The organism is Microbacterium sp. AG790 (assembly GCF_003634765.1).
Classification (GTDB): Bacteria; Actinomycetota; Actinomycetes; order Actinomycetales; family Microbacteriaceae; genus Microbacterium.
On record NZ_RBWZ01000007.1, the window covers coordinates 214,167 to 233,286 of the forward strand.

A 19,120-nucleotide genomic window follows, 5' to 3' on the forward strand; every position below is an offset into this window, starting at 1 on the left:
ACGACGCGGTGCAGGCGACACGAAATCGCAGGGATGTCGGGCCGGTCTGGGCCGGTCCTACCCATCGACTGGCAGATCCGGGTTCCGTGCTGATTCGTAGCTGAGCGCGTTGGCGCACATCAAGATCGAGCGGCGGCGCACGGAACAGACAGGCAACCGAGGCAGGCTCACTCTAGGAGAACGGCCCCACCCCCGGCATCCGTTCTACCCTCGTGGTGTGACCGATGTCGCTGCCGCCTACGCTGCACGAGCGGCCGAGTACGTCGAGGTCGTCGGATCGATGACCGCCGTGCACCCCAGCGACAGACACCTCGTCGAGACCTGGGCGGCCGCGGCATCCGGCCCCATTCTGGATGCGGGATGCGGACCGGGGCACTGGACCCACCACCTCCACCAGCGAGGCGTGGGCATTCGCGGCTTCGATCTCGTGCCCGCGTTCATCGACGGCGCTCGCGCGACCTATCCGGGTGTCAGATTCGACCTCGGCAGCATCGATGCGATCGACGAGAACGACGGCGCTGTCGGCGGCATCCTGTCGTGGTTCTCGACGATCCACCACGAGCCCGAGCGCATCGTGGCGCCGCTGAGCGCGTTCGCCCGCGTCCTTCGTCACGGGGGCACGCTGCTGCTCGGCTACTTCGAGGGCGAGCAGATCGAGCCCTTCGACCACGCGGTCACGCGTGCCTACCGCTGGCCGGCATCGCAGCTGCAGGCGCGGCTCGACGCGGCCGGCTTCGACGTCATCGAAACCCACCGGCGCTCGGAGCGCGGCCGCCGCCCGGTCGGCGCCATCCTCTGCGAACGCCGGAGCCCGCGCAACGTCGACAACGGCCAACCGGGCTGACGACACAGTCGACGGATGCCGAGAACGCGGATCTCCGCGTCAGCCGCCGAGGCCGTCGCGCATGTCCTCCCACACCGAGGCGAGCGACTCCTCGAAAGACACCTCTGCCGGACCTTCCAGCCACCGGTCCATCGCGAGCTCGAAGCACGTCACGGCGATCGCGGCCAGCGTGCGCGCGTGCCGCGCGTCGATGCCGCGGTGAGTCAGCGCCTCCTCGATCGCGCGCCCGAGATGGTGGCTGCGGAGAAGATCGCGCTCGTGCAGCGCAGGCTCGCTGCGGACGATGCGGCGTCGACGCGCGATCGGCGCGCGCCACCCCTGCAGACCACGGCATGCGGCGAGCAGACCCTCGCGCACAACCGCGGAACCCGAGCTCTCAGGCGAAACCGCCGCCATGAAATCCGCGACGGCCTGAGGAAACTCGCGGTCGCGCAGGAACAGCACATCGCGCTTGTCGGGAAAGTGACGAAAGAACGTGCGCGTCGTCAGACCTGCCGCCTCGGCGATCTGCGGAACGGTCGTCCCCGCGAATCCGTGCCGCTCGAACAAGCGCATCGCGGCGTCTTCGAGCCGGAGCGCGGCATCCGGAGACCATCGGGGCATGCTCCCATGATGACACGACGTGCCGTAACATTTGCATGATGACATTACGTGTCATCACCGACGGACGGACGCAGACATGAGACAGAACACCGCGGCGTGGATCGACGCCCCGTACGCCGAGCTCACGGTTCGCGAGGCACCGATGCCGACCCCCGCCCCGGGCCAGCTGCTGATCGAGGTGCGCGCGCTGGCGGTGAACCCGCTCGACGCGATCATCCAGTCCAACGGCGCGGTCATGTACGGGTGGCTGCGCTACCCGGTGATCCTCGGCGAGGACGTCGCGGGTGCCGTCGTCGGTGCCGGCCCCGGCATCGACACCTTCGCCGTCGGCGACCGGGTCGTCGCCTACGCGATCGGGTTGGAGAAGGGCCGCGATGCCATCGGCGAGAGCGGATTTCAGGCCTACGTCTCCGTCGACGCGAGCCTTGCCGCCCGACTGCCCGACGACCTGCTCTTCGAGGATGCCGCGGTGTTGCCGTTGGCGGTGTCGACGGCCGCAGCGGGTCTTTTCGAAGCCGACCAGCTCGCGCTGGACTACTCCGCGCTGGGGGCGGCGGCGCCGCGCGCGGACGTCGTCGTGGTGTGGGGCGGGGCGACGGCCGTCGGCGGCAACGCGATCCAGCTCGCCCGCGCGGCGGGCTATCGCGTCATCACGACGGCATCCCCCCGCAACCACGAGCAGATGACGCGCCTCGGCGCAGAGGCGGTGTTCGACTACCGCGACCCGAATGCCGTCGAGCGGATCATCGACGCGATCGACGCCTCCCCCGTCGCCGGCATCCTCGCCATCGCCGTGGGTTCGGCGGAGCCCTGCCGCAAGATCGCGCGGGCCACCGGCGCCGCCAGGATCGCGATGGCCAGCCCACCGGTCTCGTTCTACGACCAACCGCGCCGCCGCGGACTCTCGCTCAGCCGGATCCGCCTGTTCCTGCGCCTCGGAACACGCACCGCCCTCATGCAACTCCGCTGTCGCACCCGCGGCATCCGCGCCTCGTTCATCTGGGGAAGCGCCATCGCGACCTCGCCCGTCGGGCCGGCGATCTGGGGCGACTACCTGCCCCGAGCCCTCGCCTCGGGCGCACACGTGCCGTATCCGCAGGCGCGCCTCGCCGGGTCGGGGCTCGCGGCGATTCAGGGGGCGATCGACACGCTTCGTCGCGGCGTCTCGGCGCAGAAGCTGGTCATCGCGCTCGACGCGGCATCCACGGACTCCTGACCGCCGTCGACCGAGAACCCAGCACTCAGCCGTAGACCCGGAACGCGAACACGTCGTCCGGGGCGAATCGGTACTCGTCGTCGCAGCGGTAGCCGCGCAGCCACGGAACCCCGTCCACCACGCGAAGGTAGAACCCCTTCGGCACCTCGACATCGTCGCTGATCGGCGCCGTCGCGACCTTCAGCGCGCCCTGCGGAGAACGTCCGGCCGACAGAATCGAGTCGGTCGAATTCGGTTGCGCGAGCCACGCCAGCCGAAGGTAGGGCGCGGCATCTGGCGGGCAGAGCCCCCAGCCGAGGGATGCCGCCGCAGCGAACACCTCCGGCAAGGTCCCGCCGTCTGCCAGGCCCAACTCGTGCACGGTGCGCGCGACGATCTCGACGCGCTCGGCGGGGCGGGTGTCGAATGCCGAGTGAGCCAGAAGAGTCTCGGCGTGGGCGTTGATACCGACCCCGTGCTCCCGCAGCCTCGCCGCGAGTTCGTGCCGCGAGAGACCGCCTACCGATACGGGACTCGGCCCCGGCCACGCCCATGCCTCCGGCTCTCCCGTCTCGACGCTCATGGTCCCAGCGTAGGCGGCGGCGTCATCTCGCCGGGCTAGACACCGCACCGTCCGCTGCCTGTCGGCAGAATGACCGACAAGCCGGCCAGCCCGGGTCGGCGCGCGCCCGTAGGGTGAGGCCTATGGAGATGCCCGATTCGCCGCCCCTCCCCGTCGACGTCACTATCGGTGCGGGTGCCCTCCGCGGCACCCAGACCGACGGAATCAGCCGGTTCCTCGGCATCCCCTACGCGGCCGCCCCCGTCGGCGAACGCCGCTTCCGCGCCCCCGCGGCGCCCACGGCCTGGAGCGGAGTCCGCGACGCGTCAGAGTTCGGCGCGACCGCGCCGCAGTCGCCCTACGGCGGCCCGATCGGCCAGCTCCTCAGCTGCCCGGTGATCGACGGCGACGACATCCTCACCGCGAACGTGTGGAGCCCCGCGGATGCCGCGGCATCCCCCGTCGTCCTGTGGATCCACGGCGGTGCCCTGGAGCGCGGCGCCGCCGCCGAGCCCACCTACGACGGCACCGCCTTCGCCCGAGACGGCGTCGTCTTCGTGTCGGTCAACTACCGCCTCGGCGTCGAAGGGTTCAGCGTGCTCGAGGGCGCCCCGCTGAACCTCGGGCTGCTCGACGTCGCGCGGGCGCTGGAGTGGGTGCACGCCGAGATCGGCGCTTTCGGCGGCGATCCCGCCCGCATCACCCTGATGGGTGAGTCGGCCGGGGGCGCCCTGGTCGCGGCCCTGCTCGCACGCCCGACATCCCGCGCGCTCGTCGCGGGGGCGATCATCCAATCCGGGCCGCTGGAGGCGACCTCGCCGCAGAAGGCGCGCCGCGCGTCCGACGCGATCGCGCGCCGACTCGGCATCCCGCCCACACGTGACGCGTTCGCCGCGCGGGCAACGGCAGACCTGCTGCAGGCACGCTCGCAGATCGCCGCCGGGTCGTCGCCCCTGCGTGGCGCACCCGGATTCGCCCTCGCCGTCGACGCCGAGACGCTTCCCACGTCGCCGGAGGTCGCCCTCGCCGACCTCGATCTGCCGATCCTCATCGGCACCAACACCGACGAGTACCGCCTCTGGCTGACACCCGACGCCCTCGCGGAGATCAGCCCGGCGAAGGCGTGGCTCGCCCGGCGGGCCCTGCGCACCCCCGAACGCGCCGCCCGCGCGGTGCGCACGGCATTGCCGGATGCGAGTGCGGGTGAAGTGCTCGGTCAGCTGCTGACCGAGCGTCTCCTGCGCGCGCCCGCCACGCGCATCGCCCGCGCGCGGAAAGCCCCGACCTACCTCTACGAGTTCGCCTGGGAGAGCCCGGTTCGGGGCCTGCGCGCCGCCCACGCGCTGGAGCTCGGGTTCGTGTTCGACACGCTGAACACCGACCAAGCCGTGAAGCTCGCCGGACACGACGCGCCGGCGGATCTCGCGCGCGACATGCATCGCGCCTGGGTCTCGTTCATCGCCACGGGAGACCCCGGCTGGCCGGCGTTCGACGCCGAGCGGATGACGCAGATCTGGGATGCCGCGCCGCGCGTGGCCCCGCAGCGACGGGCAGCCGTCGTCGACGCACTGGGGTAGGGCAATTCGACTCGGCGCACGGCGCGTCGCTCAACGACCGCGAAATGCTCGATGAACGGCATCCGTCCACAGGTTGAATACTCGCGGTGGCGCTCGACGCGATTCGCGGGGTAGAGTCACTCACGACGCACGCGTGACAGCCGGGGGGTTGGTCCGCAGGAGACGGGGGTCTTCGCGTCGTCTTACTGGGGGTGGACGGATTTCGATTCGTCCGTCGGTTTGCTGGGGGGCAAAATGCCGACTGCACTGCTGCGTTCGTCCGTGCTGGGGATCACACGATGAGCGCGCTTCACGACGCCACGGGCATCGCGACGACCGGGTTCGTTTCACCGTTCCCGACCATCGCGTCCCGGGCGTCTGCGGCTGCACCACCGTCGCGTGCTCTCGAGCGCCGACAGTCGTGGGAACGTCGCTACCGCTGGATCCTGCGCACGAGCGACGCCGCCGCCGTCGTTTTCACCTGCGCAGTGGCCTCGGTGGTCTCGATCGGCGCGGTGAGCGGCCCGCTCGCCGTCGCCGATCCTGGCCTCGTCTTCCAGATCGCCGCCGCCACGGCCGTGATCTGGCTCCTGATGCTCTCCGCCTTCGTGACGCGGGACGTCAAGCTCATCGGCTCGGGCGCCGCCGAGTACACCCGCCTGATCCATGCGACCGGATTCGCGTTCGGGCTTCTCGCGATGATCGATGTGGCCATCGATGTCGACGGCATCCGCGCACAGCTCTTCGTCGCGCTGCCCCTCGGCATCAGCGCCCTGCTCTTCGAGCGCTGGCTCTGGCGCCGGTGGCTCATCCGCCGCCGACTGGCGGGCGCGTACACGACGCGCGCGATCGTGGTCGGCGACCGCGCGGACGTCGAGTACGTGATCCGCTCGATCGCCGATCCCGGCCTGGGCTACCAGGTGGTCGGCACCTCGCTGCGCGGTGACGACCTCGACAGCCTGCGGGTCGGCGACGCCATCTACCCGGCGATGCGCACGCACAGCGTGGCCGAAGCCGCCGCAGCGCTCGACGCCGACACGATCATCATGGCCAGCCGTGGAGACGAAGGCGTCGACGAGGTCAAGCACCTCGCCTGGCAGCTGGAGAACACCGCCGCGGAGCTGGTCATCTCCAGCCGCGTCTCCGATGTCGCCGGGCCGCGCATGTCGCTGCGGCCCGTCGAGGGCCTGCCGCTCATCCACGTCGAGATCGCGTCGTTCACCGGTCGCGCCTACGTCGCCAAACGCGCACTCGACATCGCGGTCGCCTCGATCGCGCTCCTCTTCTTCGCACCGATCGCGGCGGTCATCGCCATCGCGATCAAGCTCGACTCGCCCGGCCCGCTGTTCTTTCCCCAAGCACGGGTCGGTCGTGACGGCCACGAGTTCCGAATGATCAAGTTCCGCTCGATGGCCGTGGATGCCGAGGAGCAGCGCGCTGAGCTGCTTGCGGCGAACGAGGGCGCGGGCCCGCTGTTCAAGATGCACAACGACCCTCGGGTCACCCGCGTGGGCCGGATCCTGCGGAAGTACTCGCTCGACGAGGTTCCCCAGTTCTGGAACGTGCTGATCGGCGACATGAGTGTCGTCGGCCCGCGCCCTCCTCTTCCGAGCGAAGTCGCCACCTACGACGACAGCGTCTTCCGTCGCCTCTACATCAAGCCGGGCATCACCGGCCCCTGGCAGGTCGGCGGGCGCAGCGACCTCAGCTGGGAGGAGAGCGTCCGGCTCGACCTGCGGTACGTGGAGAACTGGACGGTGATGACCGACATCCTGATCATGTGGCGGACCGTCAAGGTCATGCTGCGACCGGACGGAGCGTACTGATGGCACGCACGGTCCGCATCCTCGGCACTCACGGCGTCCCCGCCGCCTACGGCGGGTTCGAGACCGCCGCGCAGCACGTGGCGATGTATCTGCGCGATCGTGGCTGGAACGTCGTGGTCTACTGCCAGCTCGACGGCGACGGCGCGATCACCTCCGACCGCTGGAACGGCATCGAACGCGTTCTCATCCCCGAGCCGCGCGAAGGGTGGAAGGGAACGTCGCACTTCGACCTCGTCTCCATCCGCCACGCGACTGGGCAGCACCAGGACGGCGATGTCTGGTTGACGTTCGGGTACAACACCGGCGTCCTCGACGTGATGCCGCGTCTTCGCGGCATTCCCAACGTCATCAACATGGACGGAATGGAGTGGACCCGCCGGCGCTGGGGACTCGCCAAACAGGCCATCCTCCTCGGCAACGAGCGCCTCGCCGGCCTCGTCGGAGATGTGCTCATCGGCGACCACCCCGTCATCTCCGCCTATCTCCGGCGTCACTTCGGTGCACGACGCGTGCAGACCATCACTTACGGTGCACCCGAGATCGTCGACGCGCCCGTCGCGCCGGTCTCCGACCTCGCGCTCGCCCCGGGTGCGTATGGCATCGTCGTCTGCCGGCCGATTCCGGAGAACTCCGTCCTCGAGATCGTGACCGCCTGGTCGGCACGTCGCCGCGGGATGCCGCTCGTCGTGGTCGGTCCGTACACCGACACCGACCCGTACCACCTCGCCGTCCGCGCGGCAGCCTCGGACGAGGTGCGGTTCCCGGGGGCGATCTTCGACGCGGATCGGCTCGCCGCGTTGCGCCTGCACGCGGCTGTCTACGTGCACGGGCACACCGTGGGCGGCACGAATCCGTCGCTGGTGGAGGCGATGGGCGCGGGCAACGCCGTCATCGCCCACGACAACCGCTACAACAGCTGGGTCGCCGGCCCCGACAACGCGTACTTCCATGATGCCGACGACCTCGCAGACAAGCTCGACGAGCTCCTCCCGAACGCAGAGCGCCTGCACCGGATGGGCGAAGCCAGTCGAGCCCGGTACCGCGAAGAGTTCACCTGGGAGCACATCGGCGCCCAGTACGAGCACGCACTGCTCACGGCGCTCGAGCGCCACGGCCATGTTTCACAACGAACGGAGGTGCTGGTGTGATCGATGTCGCCGTCGTGGGCCTCGGCAAAATGGGGCTCTCTCACCTGTCCATGATCAAGGCGCACCCGGAGGTCAACCTCGTCGGGGTGTGCGACGCCACCGGCTATCTGCTCGACATCCTGTCGAAGTACACCGGAGTGGCGACCTACAAAGACCTCGGCAAGATGCTCGACGAGGCGGCGCCCGAAGCCATCATCGTCGCGACGCCGACGCACCTGCACGCCGGGATGATCCGTGAGGCGTTCCGTCGAGGCATCCACGTGTTCTGCGAGAAGCCGCTCGTCATCGACCCCGCCGAGAGCATCGAACTCGCCGCCCTCGCCGAAGAGAACGGCATCGTCACACAGGTCGGCTACCACAACCGCTTCGTCGGCGCCTTCCGGGAGGTGCAGCGGCTGCTCGAGCTCGGCGCGATCGGCACCGTGCAGACCGCCCTCGCCGAAGCATACGGGCCGGTGGTTCTGAAGCCCGCCGGTCGCACATGGCGCAGCCAGCGAGCCACCGGCGGCGGCTGCCTCTACGACTATGCGGCGCACCCGCTCAACTTGCTCACGTGGTATCTCGGCGAGCCGGAATCGGTCAGCGGGAGCCAGCTGACGAGCATCTTCTCTGCTCAGATCGACGACGCCGTCGCAGCGACGCTGCACTATCCGCAGGGCACCGCGCAGATCATCGCGAACTGGTCCGACGAGTCGCAGCGGAAGATGACCACCAAGATCACCCTGTGGGGCGAGCACGGACGCATCCACGCCGACCGTCAGGAGATTCAGGTGTACCTGCGGGACACCGCGGAGATCCCGGACGGGTACCGCGCGGGCTGGAACGTGCGCTACACCACCGACCTCACCGAAGCACCGTGGTTCTACCTGCGCGGCGAGGAATACAGCGCCCAACTCGATGCCTTCGTCTGGCGGGTGCGCTCGCGTGCCGTCCACGGCCAGAACGACTTCGCTTCCGCCGCAGCGACCGACCGCATCATCGCGATGATCAGCGAAGATGCGACCCGCATCGACGCACGACTGGCGGCATCCGGCCACACCGCCACCATCACCCCGCTCGCGCCCCGCCGCGCGAACCGATTCGGCACGGCACTGCGCGCCCTGCGAGGAGAAGCACGATGACTCTGATCACCCCGTCCACCCGGACGATGGACCGCCTGCTGTTCGGAGACAACCAGTTCTTCGGCGTCAATCACATGTCCGAGGAGAAGGCGCGCGCCCAGCAGATGCGCTTCCAGGACAGCGACGCGATCATGTCGGTGCTGGATGCCGCCTACGACGAGGGCGTCCATACGTTCATGTGCACCACGCACGATCGCATCGGCGAGATCGCCGACCGGGTGCGCGCGAATCCTGACCGCTACGACCAGATGACGTTCTTCCCCTGCATGCCGTACGCGCACAAGTACGCGAACGCGGTCACCGACGACGGCTTCCTGGGCGCCGTGCGCCGGTTCCTGCCGGAAGAAGGCCTCCTGGATTCCATCGCGCGCGGCGCCTCGTCGTTCGCGCGCAAGGACATCGAAGGCGTCGCGACCCTCCTGATCGACGCCGAGCTGAAGATGTTCTCGGGTCTGTCGACGCCGGTCATCTGGCTGCAGAACGTGATCGTCGATCTGCTGTCGGGCCTGGGCTTCACGGACGCCTTCCGCATCTTCGCGGATCATGTCCGCAAGCGCTACAACGCCGAGCCGGGCTTCATCACCATGAACCTGCCGCGGCTGCTCGACGACCTCGACCGCGCCGGCGTGGAGAACCCGATCGTCTGCTCCAACATCAACAAGCTCGGTTTCCGTATGTCCGGCGGCGTGGACAGCTACCTCGACGCGATGCAGAAGCGCCCGTTCCGCGCCGTCGCGATGTCGGTGTTCGCGAGTGGTGCGATCTCGCCGCGCGAAGCGATCGAATGGGTCACCGCGCTGCCCAACCTCGAAGCGATCGTCTTCGGCGCCTCAAGCCGGGCCAACATCGCCTCGACGGTGAGCCTGGTCGACGAGTACTGGCCGGAGCACTGAGATGGTCTCCGCCGCACGCGGTCGTACCGTCCTGATCGCCAACCCCTCCGCCGACCTCTACGGATCGGACCGGATGATGCTCGAGGGTGTCCGCGGACTCGTCGAACTGGGCTGGCACGTGGTCGTGACAAGCTCGGACGACGGTCCTCTCATCCCGCTGCTGCGCGCGGCGGGCGCAGAAGTCGTGTTCCTCGAGGCGCCCGTGATCCGGAAGAGTGCTCTGCGGCCCGGCGGACTCGTACGACTCGTCCGCGAGATCGCCGTGCAGACGCCGCGCATGCGTCGCCTGGTCGCCGATCTCGAAGCCGACGTCGTGATGGTGAACACCGTGACGATCCCGTTCTGGCTGCGCGCCGCGCGCCGGGCGGGGGCCGCCAGCGTCGTGCACGTGCACGAGGCCGAGTCCGCACTGTCCGCGCCCGCGCGTGTGCTTCTGACCAGACCACTGCGGTGGGCGAGCGGTGTCATCTTCAACTCGCAGAACAGTCGTCGCGTTTCGGGGTCTGCATGGCTCGATCGCCGCGATCGGGCTCGGGTCGTCCTGAACGGCATCGCCGGCCCCGATCGGCCGTCGCCCGCCCGTATCCGCCTCGACGGACCCCTACGCGTCGTGTACGTCGGACGCCTGTCGCCGCGAAAGGGAGTGGACCTCGCCATCGATGCGATCGATCGCCTCCGCGCCGCGGGTATCGACGCAGAACTCGACATCGTCGGAGACGTCTTCCGCGGATACGAGTGGTACGAACGACAGCTCCGCGAGCAGATCGCGCGGCTCGCACTCGAAGACCGCGTTCGTCTCGTCGGTTTCCAGCGGACAGTGTGGGACATCGTGTCCGCTGCCGACGTGGCGGTCGTTCCCTCCCGCGGGGACGAGTCGTTCGGCAACGTCCTGATCGAGGCCTTGATGTGCGCGCGTCCCGTGGTAGCGGCCGATCATTCGGGGCTGCGCGAGGCCTCCGGCGGGCTCGAAGCGGCCATCCTCGTTCCGGCCGACAGTGCCGACGCCCTCGCGAGGGGTCTCGAGGGAGTGCGCCGCGACTGGCCGGCAATGCGCGACCGAGCGTGGCGAGATGCCGAGACGGTGCGACGGCGCCACGCCCCCGACACCTACCATCGTGCCCTCTCCGATGCCCTGGCCGAGCGCATCGGAGACCCCGACGCGCTCGCACTCGATCGGGTGGCGCCACACGCCCACGCGGGGAAGCCCCTCGTGCTCGATGGAGGAGGACGGTGAAGCGAATGATCGCGACATCCGCACACCCCCTGTCCCGACGCGCCACGACCGGCATCGCCGCGGCAGCCCTCGGTCTCACGATCATCCTGACCGCCACGGCCTGCTCGGAGCCGCCGGCCGAGGGGACATCCGCAGCATCGCAGGTGCCGACGGCCCCGCCGACCCCGGCACCGTCTGCAGCCACCGCTACGCCTGCCGACGCACCCCCGCCCGCCGCGGACGCCCCCGTCGCGAAAGTCGGACGTATCGGCGGCGGAGCAGCCACGGTAGGGGCGGCGGCATCCGCTCCCGGCGCACCGGTCGTGTACTCGGACGGCGTGACTCTGCGGATCACAGACGTCTCTTACGCTGCAGAGACGTCGCAGGGACCCGGCACCTCGACCGGACGCGAGTTCGCGCGGCTCACCGTCGAACTCACCAACGGGTCGTCGCAGCCCATCGACGTTTCGACGTCGGTCGTGACGGTGCTGGATGCCGAGGGCAACCGTTTCACCCCCGTGTACACCCCGGAGTCCGGGGCGCGCGACTTCAGCGGCACGGTAGACCCCCGGCAGACGACGACCGCCGTCTACGCGGTCGCCGCGCCGACGGACCATTCCGCCCCACTCACGATCGTCGTCGACTTCGACGCCCTCCACACCTCCGCGGTGTTCCGCGGCGCGCTGACCTGAGGCCCGCCGTGTTCCGCCCGGCATCCGTTGCCCACTCCGCCCGAGGAGCATCATGACCCGACCCGCCGCGCACTCGTCGCGCCTCACCCGCCTGATCGCGCCCGTCCTGGCGGCTGCGGTGATCATCTCCGGCGGTCTTGCCGCCGCACCCGCCGCCGCGGCAGATCCCGCGCCGGCCGCACCGGAGACCGTGACCGTCGACCTGCTGCCGACCTGGCAGATCAACGGCGTCGTCTGGAGCCAGGCCGTCGTCGGCACCACCGTCTACGTGACAGGCAGCTTCACGAAGGCGCGGCCGCCGCAGGTCGCCGCGGGCGGCGCCGGCGAGATCGACGCCAACAATGTCTTCGCCTTCGACATCACGACCGGCAACCCCGTCGCGGGATTCGCGCACGCCTTCGACGCGCAAGGCCTTGTCGTGCGCGCCGCTCCCGACGGGAAGACCGTCTACTTCGGCGGCGACTTCACCACCGTCGACGGCCAGGCGCGCGCACACGTGGCCGCCTTCGATGTTGCGACGGGTGCGCTCACGCCGTGGGCACCGCGCACCGACGGACAGGTACGCGCGTTCTCGTTCATCGGCGACACCGTGTACGCGGGCGGGAACTTCCGCTCCAGCAACGGCCAACCGCGCACTGAACTGGCGGCGTGGAGCGCGACGACGGGCGCGCTGACGTCGTGGGCTCCCACCGCGTCGGGCGACGGGTTCGTCTGGGACATGCTCACCAGCCCCGACTCGTCGCGGCTGATCGTGGCGGGCTCCTTCACCCTGCTCAACGGCGCCACCGCGTACGGAATGGGGTCGCTGGATGCTGCGACCGGCGCGAGCCTGCCCTGGGCCGCCGTCGACCGCATCCGCAGCGCGGGTCTCAACGGTGCCATCTCCAGCCTGAGCACCGACGGAACGCAGGTCTACGGCTCGGGGTATGCGTTCGGCGCGGGAGCCTCCTTCGAGGGCACCTTCGCGGCCGATCCATACACCGGCGCACTGAACTGGGTCAACGACTGCCTCGGGGACACGTACTCCACCTTCCCCCAGAACGGCGTGCTGTACGTCGCGAGCCACCACCACGACTGCAGCGTTGTGGGCGGGTTCCCCGACACGAATCCGCGTTCGCGGTGGATGAAAGCGACGGCAGAGCCGACGACTCCCGTGGGTACGATCACGCGCAAGGATGCGTACGGCTGGGACTTCACCGGCCTGCCGTACGCGGGTCTGCTGAACTGGTACCCCGATCTCGACTTCGGGTCGTACACAACCGCACGCCAGGCCGCATGGAGCGTGACCGGCAACAGCAACTATGTCGTCCTCGGCGGAGAGTTCCCGAAAGTGAACGGCATCGCTCAGCAGGGGCTGGCCCGCTTCGGTAAGCGCACCGTGTCGCCGCATCTGAGCGGTCCGATCTACACCGCCGCGATGACGCCGACGCCGTACTCGAACGAACGTGGACTGGTGCGTGTACCGTTCAGCAGCGCCTGGGACCGCGATGGCGCCGCCCTCACCTATGACGTCTTCCGCAGCCCTGCGACCAAGATCGCCACGTTCACCCGCACCGACGGTCGCTTCTGGTCGCTGCCGAGTCTGAGCATCGTCGACAGCGGGCAGACTCCCGGGAGCCAAGTGCGTTACCAGGTGAGAGCGAAGGATGCCGACGGCAATATCCAGTGGAGCGCGTGGTCACCGTGGATCACCGTGTCGGACGCTGCGAGCTCGACTTACCGCTCCGCTGTCCGCGCCAGCGGAGCCTCCCACTACTGGCGGCTCGGCGAGCCAGCCGGCGCCACACGGCTGTTCGACGACGTGGGCGATGCTCCCGGCATCCCCACCGGACTCACGCTCGGAGCGTCCGGGGCGCTGCAGGGCGACACGGATGCCGCGATCACGTCGGCCGGCGGCAGTACGCCACGCATGACGACGGTGGATGCGCTGCCGAGCGACACGGCGGTGTCGGTCGAGGCCTGGGTGAACACCACGAGCACACGCGGAGGGCGCATCGTCGGCTTCGGGGACTCCGCCGCCGGGACCTCGTCCTCCGGCGGCACCGACCGCGTGCTCTACCTCGACACCGCCGGACGCGTGAACTTCTCCATCAACGATGGCGCCTACCGCACCGTGTTCAGCCGCGGCAGCGTGAACGACGGCCAGTGGCACCACCTCGTCGGCACGGTCGACGGCACGGGGATGCAGCTCTTCGTCGACGGTGTGCGCGTCGGGCGATCACAGGCCGCGACCACGCCCAAGTCGTACACGGGCTTCTGGCGCATCGGCGCCGACCAGACCTCGGGCTTCACGAACCGTCCCACCGACGCTGGGCTGGCAGGAAGCATCGACGACGTCGCCGTCTACCCGAAGGCGCTGTCGCAGACCGATGTGCAGTCCCACTACACCGCCAGCGGCCGCACGGGCGGCTGGGGCACCCCCGGCTCGGATGCCTACGGGACAACGGTGTCGACTGACCGCCCCGACCTGTTCTGGCGCCTCGACGAGAGCGGCGGCACCGCGCTCACCGATGCCGCTGGTGGCGGTCCCACGGGTGCACTGTCCGGCACCGTCACGCGCGCCGTCGGTGGGATCACTCCCGGCAGCAATGCGACGACGTTCAACGGGACCAATGCCGTCGGCATCGCCCAGGAAGCATGGGATGCGCCGCAGACGTTCACGGCGGAGTTGTGGGTCAAGACGACGAGCACGAAGGGCGGCAAACTCATCGGGTTCGGCAACACGTCCTCCGGGATGAGCAGCAGCTACGACAGGCACGTCGTGATGCAGAGCAACGGGCGCGTGAACTTCGGCACGTACAACGGCACGCAGAACACCATCACGAGCACGAACGCCTACAACGATGGCCAGTGGCACCACGTCGTCGCTTCACAGGGAGCCGACGGGATGAAGCTGTGGATCGACACGCAGCTCGTGGCAAGCTCTCCGGTGACCACCGCCCAGGCCTATCGTGGCTTCTGGCGGATCGGCGGCGACAAGACCTGGGGCAACACGTCGAGCAACTACATCGCCGGCACCCTCGACGAGGTCGCCGTGTACCCGAGCGTCCTCAGCGAGGCGCGGGTTCGTGCGCACTTCGCTGCGGCGGGCCGCGTGCCGAGCGAGCGCGCGCCCGTGCCCTCGTTCACCGTCGCCTCGACGTATCTCACAACGACCGTGGACGGATCCGCGACGACGGATGCCGACGGCAACCTCGCCACCTACGCCTGGAACTTCGGCGACGGCACGAGCGCGTCCGGACCGGCGGCGACACACACCTATGCCGCCGCCGGCACGTACACGATCACGCTCACCGCCACGGACGCCACGCTGCTGACCAGCGCGCTGTCGAAGACCGTGACCGTCGCGCCCAACCAGGCGCCCACCGCGGCCTTCTCCCCCACCGTCGACCATCTCGCTCTCAGCGTGGACGGCAGCGCATCGCGTGACAGCGACGGATCCATCGCCGCCTATGCGTGGGATTTCGGCGACGGAACCTCCGCTTCCGGCGCGAGCGCGGCGCACACCTACGCCGCCCCGGGCGATTACACGGTGCGGCTCACGGTGACCGACAACGACGGGATGACCGGCACGGTGACGCGCGTGGTGACGGCGAGCGCGGTTCCGAACCAACCGCCGGCGGCGGCCTTCACGGAGACGAAGGACTTCCTCTCCGTGAGCTTCGACGCCACCGCCTCCACTGACCCGGACGGCACCATCGCTTCGTTCGCGTGGGACTTCGGAGACGGATCCACGGGTACAGGAGCGGCGGCCTCGCACGTCTACACATCGGCCGGCACGTACACCGTGTCGCTGGTGACAACGGACGACAAGGGCGCCACCGCGAGCACGGCTCACGCGATCACGGTGGTGGCCGATCAGCCACCGGTGGCCGCATTCGTCACCGGGGTGACCGACCTTCGTGTTGCCGTCGATGCCACCGGCTCGACAGACCCGGACGGCAGCATCGCCTCCTATACCTGGGACTTCGGAGATGGGACGAGCGCGTCCGGCGCAGCCGTCGTGCATGACTACGCGGCGGCCGGAACCTACACGATCACGCTGACCGTGTCCGACGATCACGGCGCGACATCCGCACAGACCGCCCCGGTGACCGTCACGGCCCCGCGGGTGTGGGCGCGCGACGACTTCGAGCGCACCGTCGCCAGCGGGTGGGGCACCTCCGATGTGGGCGGAGCCTGGGCGATCGCACCGAATACAGCAACCGCGGTCGGGAAGTTCTCCGTCTCCGGCGGAACAGGGAAGGTCACGCTGTCGGCGGGCAACTCCTACACGGCGTCGTTGCCCGCCGCGACCGCCTCGACCGATGCCGAGGAGCGGTTCACGGTGACGTTCAGCCAGCCGTCGACCGGCGGCGGATACTACTTCTCCGCGATCGGTCGACAGGTCGATGCCGCGAACGACTATCGGGCGAAGGTGCGTGTCGCCTCGACGGGAGCCGTGGCCGTGTGGCTCACCCGCACCGTGGCGGGCACCGAAACCGTGCTGACGAGTCTCACGATCCCGAACACGACGGTGACCGCCGGCGATGCGCTCAGCATCCGATTCCAGGTGAGCGGTGCCAACGCGACGAGTCTGAAGGCCAAGGTGTGGCGGACCGCCACGGTGGAGCCCGCATCGTGGACCCTGACATCCTCCGACGCCACCCCGGCCCTCCAGGTGCCCGGCGTCGTCGGCATCAACAGCTACCTGTCCGCCAGCGCCACCGCCGTTCCCGTGCAGTACTCCTACGACGGCTTCTGGGCAGGCCCCGCGAAGTAGTCCGGACGGGGTCGGTCGCCGCCGATCACGGCATCCGCGCCCCGACCCCGTCCGCGGCTCCCGTCCACCACGCCGCTGCGCGCGGAGGGCGGGGTTGTGCGACACCGACGCGCGGCACGTCGCCGAGGAGGGAACCCGTGACGGTCGTCACCGGGCGGCCCTCGATGGAGATCGAGTGGACGTCCTGACCCGTAGTCGTCCGATACTCCTCGAGGGTCGTGAAGACGAAAGGGTTCATGTTCGCGGCGCCCCGGGACCAGACGACGAGCCACGCAGGCTGCAACGCTCCCGTGCGCTGGAAGATGTTGCCGTCCGACCGGATGTTCAACTCGCTCGCCGCGAACCGATGCGAGTAGTCCTCGACGCACAGCGTGCACGCGCCGCTGCTGCCTCCCACGACGTTGTTGCCGAGGGAGATGTCACGGATCGTCCACGGCATGTCGGGGTCGGGGAACGGGCGCCGCGGATCGTGGCCGGGGACGGACGCATCCGCCTGGCTGCGAGAGTCTTGGACGATATTGATCGTCCGGTTTCCCCCGACGATCGTGTTGTTCCAGATCTGCACGTCGCCGGTGTTGTTGATCTTCAGGGCATTGCCGCCGTTTCCGATGATGAGATCATCGACGATGTCGACCTTCTGCGTGAGCTCGATGAATGCGCCATGGCCGAGGTTGCCGACCAGGTCGCTGCCGGCGACCGTCAGATCGAAGACGGACTGGTCCGTCCAGATCCCCGACCCGTCGTTGCGGACGAACGCGGAATCGACGATACGGACGCCACGCGACTTCGCGATCTTCACACCGCCCGACACCGGAGCCTGGTTGAAGTGCTCCGCGTTGTTCTCGACGGCCAGTACGTTCTCGAGCCGCAGATCGTCCGCGAGGTGTGCCCCGACGCCCAGGAGACCGTTGCGCGCGACCGTCACGGCGCGCAGGGTCGTGCGCGCGGCCCCGACGAACACCCCCGTCGTCGCATTGTCGACGACGGTGACCCCCTCAAGGGTGACGTCCGGCGCCTCGATCGTCACGGTACCCATCATCCAGACCGATGTCGCATATCCGCGGATGCCGATGCCACGAACGACCGTGCCGGCGCCTCGGATCGAGAGTGCCTTGGTCACCGATGACGAGCGCACCTGGTGGCCGTCCGGCGAGGACCCGATGTACAGGCGATCGGCGGCGGCATCCACGAAGAAGGTTCCGGGGTGCACCTGATCGCGACTGCCAACCTGCGCGAGCGCGGTGCCGTCGATCCAGAGTTGGTCGGGATGGGCGGCCATCGGGTGCCCCGGGTTGATCCACTGCCATCCGCTGGTCGTGCCGTCGGGAGCACCGCGGGTGAACGTAGGGCTGGAATCGAACTCCGCCGTCCAGCCGTCGACGAACCACGCCGTTCCGGCGCTGCGCCAGCCGGCGACGGAACGGGCACCGTCGAGCCATACCTCGGCACCCGGGGCGGACTGGATCGTCAGGCGCTTACCGGCGGGAACGGTGACGTTCTCGTTGTAGCTGCCGCCCCGCACGACGATGACGGCACCGGTCGTGGCGCTGTCGACGGCACCCTGGATGGTGGAGAACGGCGCGGAGGCAGATCCGGTGCCACCGGCGCGTGCTGAGCCGTCGACCATGACCGCGCCGACCGGAATCGGCGCGGTCGATGCGCCCGGCGACGCCGCACCGTGTTGACGGCGCGTACCGGACTCATCCCACGGGGGTGTGGAGCTCGACGACGGATCGGAGGGCACGGACGGAGAAGGAGCCGAAGAGGGCGTCGGGGACGACGTCGGGGTTGGGGACGGTCGGGGCGTCGGAGCCTGCGAAGGCGGAGGGTGCGGGGTGTTGCCGGTGGATCCGGCCGCGGCCGGCGCAACGGCGACACGGTAGTCGTCGAAGACGAAGTCCTGAGCGGAAGAGCTGCTCGAAAGGTAGCCGCCCACGCTGACGGCGCCGGCGACGACGAGACGTGCCGAGCTCGCATCCGTGGCGGCGAGCCGGGTGGAGACACCACCGACGGTCGCGACGGCGTCCACGGCCACCGAGGTGGTCCCCCTCACACTCAGCTGGAGGACGATGGGGGTGTTCGCGCGAACCCGGGTCGGCAGCGTGGTGCGGGCCAGCACCACTTGGCGCGATCCGGTGACTCGGAGCGCCTCGAGCACCGCGGCGCCCTTCGGATCGACGACCACCTGCACGTGGTAGAAGCCGGATGAGGTCTTGCGCGCCTGCAGGTTCAGGTACACGCCGCGCCCGAACGACGGAAGGCTCGGCACCGTGAACGCGACCGATTGCGTCGTATCCACCGCTGTAAGCCCTGATGGTGATGCCGCCACCGACGTTCCAGGCACGCGCATGAGCGCTCGCGCCACTCCGCCGGACACAGAGAAGGCGCGCGGGTCGGACATGCGGTACGTGGCCGCGCCCGACGCGCCACCGAGCCCTGTCGTCACGGTGCGCTGCATGTCATCCGCGAAGACGACGGTGGGTGCCGCGCCGGCCACGACCGTCGGCGTGGAGACGGTGTCACGCTCGACGGCGAGGGCGGCGCTCGGAGCGCCGCCGACGAGGAGCGCACTGACGAGGATGACGGCGGACGCCGTGGGACGCATGAGGAATCTCTTTCTCCCCAAGAGTCCACCACGCGGCAACGATCGCACGCGGGGTGTCCCGAGCCTAGCAAGCCCCGAGATCACCCTTGCCGACTATGAG

General features: G+C 69.4%; 13 protein-coding genes. 10 read left to right on the forward strand and 3 right to left on the reverse strand.

Annotation, left to right across the window (positions count from 1 at the left end):
• Window positions 1-217: 217 nt before the first annotated feature.
• Window positions 218-844 (forward strand): trans-aconitate 2-methyltransferase, encoded by a 627-nt coding sequence (locus tag DEU37_RS06610; RefSeq protein WP_121189799.1) that lies wholly within the window; start codon window positions 218-220, stop codon window positions 842-844.
• Window positions 845-883: 39 nt separating this feature from the next.
• On the opposite strand, the gene DEU37_RS06615 is transcribed toward DEU37_RS06610, so the two are convergent.
• Window positions 884-1,447 (reverse strand): TetR/AcrR family transcriptional regulator, encoded by a 564-nt coding sequence (locus DEU37_RS06615; RefSeq protein ID WP_183043603.1) that lies wholly within the window; start codon window positions 1,445-1,447, stop codon window positions 884-886.
• A 76-nt stretch (window positions 1,448-1,523) separates the two neighbouring features.
• On the opposite strand from DEU37_RS06615, the gene DEU37_RS06620 reads away from it, so the two are divergent.
• Window positions 1,524-2,663 (forward strand): zinc-binding alcohol dehydrogenase family protein, encoded by a 1,140-nt coding sequence (locus DEU37_RS06620; protein ID WP_121189801.1) that lies wholly within the window; start codon window positions 1,524-1,526, stop codon window positions 2,661-2,663.
• A gap of 25 nt (window positions 2,664-2,688) precedes the next feature.
• On the opposite strand, the gene DEU37_RS06625 is transcribed toward DEU37_RS06620, so the two are convergent.
• Window positions 2,689-3,225 carry a hypothetical protein gene (locus DEU37_RS06625; protein ID WP_121189802.1) on the reverse strand — a complete coding sequence of 179 codons (537 nt, stop codon included), beginning with the start codon at window positions 3,223-3,225 and terminating at the stop codon, window positions 2,689-2,691.
• A gap of 122 nt (window positions 3,226-3,347) precedes the next feature.
• Here DEU37_RS06625 and DEU37_RS06630 point away from each other — a divergent pair, with 122 nt between their 5' ends.
• The 8 genes from DEU37_RS06630 to DEU37_RS06665 all read left to right on the forward strand — a co-directional run bounded on the left by DEU37_RS06630 (window position 3,348) and on the right by DEU37_RS06665 (window position 16,415).
• Window positions 3,348-4,781 (forward strand): carboxylesterase/lipase family protein, encoded by a 1,434-nt coding sequence (locus DEU37_RS06630; RefSeq protein WP_259457176.1) that lies wholly within the window; start codon window positions 3,348-3,350, stop codon window positions 4,779-4,781.
• Between the two features lie 278 nt (window positions 4,782-5,059).
• Window positions 5,060-6,586, forward strand: coding sequence for a sugar transferase (locus DEU37_RS06635; RefSeq protein ID WP_121189804.1), 1,527 nt, complete (start codon window positions 5,060-5,062; stop codon window positions 6,584-6,586).
• On the forward strand, window positions 6,586-7,734 hold the full coding sequence (locus DEU37_RS06640; RefSeq protein ID WP_121189805.1) for a DUF1972 domain-containing protein: 1,149 nt from the start codon (window positions 6,586-6,588) through the stop codon (window positions 7,732-7,734). Before DEU37_RS06635 ends, DEU37_RS06640 begins: the two co-directional genes overlap by 1 nt.
• A complete protein-coding gene (locus tag DEU37_RS06645; protein ID WP_121189806.1) occupies window positions 7,731-8,855 on the forward strand; it encodes a Gfo/Idh/MocA family protein in 1,125 nt (374 codons plus the stop codon). Before DEU37_RS06640 ends, DEU37_RS06645 begins: the two co-directional genes overlap by 4 nt.
• Window positions 8,852-9,748, forward strand: a complete 897-nt coding sequence (locus tag DEU37_RS06650) for a hypothetical protein (protein ID WP_220699826.1) — start codon at window positions 8,852-8,854, stop codon at window positions 9,746-9,748. Before DEU37_RS06645 ends, DEU37_RS06650 begins: the two co-directional genes overlap by 4 nt.
• A 1-nt stretch (window position 9,749) precedes the next feature.
• Entirely contained in the window at window positions 9,750-10,982 is a 1,233-nt protein-coding gene (locus tag DEU37_RS06655) for a glycosyltransferase (protein WP_121189807.1), read from the forward strand.
• Between the two features lie 5 nt (window positions 10,983-10,987).
• Complete coding sequence (locus tag DEU37_RS06660; protein ID WP_121189808.1) at window positions 10,988-11,653, forward strand: DUF4352 domain-containing protein; 666 nt, start codon at window positions 10,988-10,990, stop codon at window positions 11,651-11,653.
• Window positions 11,654-11,705: 52 nt separating this feature from the next.
• Complete coding sequence (locus DEU37_RS06665) at window positions 11,706-16,415, forward strand: LamG domain-containing protein (protein WP_121189809.1); 4,710 nt, start codon at window positions 11,706-11,708, stop codon at window positions 16,413-16,415.
• 25 nt (window positions 16,416-16,440) lie between these two features.
• Here the strand turns inward: DEU37_RS06665 and DEU37_RS06670 are convergent, their stop codons facing one another.
• A complete protein-coding gene (locus tag DEU37_RS06670; RefSeq protein ID WP_121189810.1) occupies window positions 16,441-19,020 on the reverse strand; it encodes a right-handed parallel beta-helix repeat-containing protein in 2,580 nt (859 codons plus the stop codon).
• Between the last annotated feature and the right edge of the window lie 100 nt (window positions 19,021-19,120).

Coding starts and splice junctions, on each gene's coding strand:
- DEU37_RS06615 (WP_183043603.1), bottom strand. CDS start 1,447: ATGCCCCGATGGTCTCCGGATGCCGCGCTCCGGCTCGAAGACGCCGCG.
- DEU37_RS06670 (WP_121189810.1), bottom strand. CDS start 19,020: ATGCGTCCCACGGCGTCCGCCGTCATCCTCGTCAGTGCGCTCCTCGTC.
- DEU37_RS06640 (WP_121189805.1), top strand. CDS start 6,586: ATGGCACGCACGGTCCGCATCCTCGGCACTCACGGCGTCCCCGCCGCC.
- DEU37_RS06630 (WP_259457176.1), top strand. CDS start 3,348: ATGGAGATGCCCGATTCGCCGCCCCTCCCCGTCGACGTCACTATCGGT.
- DEU37_RS06620 (WP_121189801.1), top strand. CDS start 1,524: ATGAGACAGAACACCGCGGCGTGGATCGACGCCCCGTACGCCGAGCTC.
- DEU37_RS06625 (WP_121189802.1), bottom strand. CDS start 3,225: ATGAGCGTCGAGACGGGAGAGCCGGAGGCATGGGCGTGGCCGGGGCCG.
- DEU37_RS06650 (WP_220699826.1), top strand. CDS start 8,852: ATGACTCTGATCACCCCGTCCACCCGGACGATGGACCGCCTGCTGTTC.
- DEU37_RS06635 (WP_121189804.1), top strand. CDS start 5,060: ATGAGCGCGCTTCACGACGCCACGGGCATCGCGACGACCGGGTTCGTT.
- DEU37_RS06655 (WP_121189807.1), top strand. CDS start 9,750: ATGGTCTCCGCCGCACGCGGTCGTACCGTCCTGATCGCCAACCCCTCC.
- DEU37_RS06665 (WP_121189809.1), top strand. CDS start 11,706: ATGACCCGACCCGCCGCGCACTCGTCGCGCCTCACCCGCCTGATCGCG.
- DEU37_RS06660 (WP_121189808.1), top strand. CDS start 10,988: ATGATCGCGACATCCGCACACCCCCTGTCCCGACGCGCCACGACCGGC.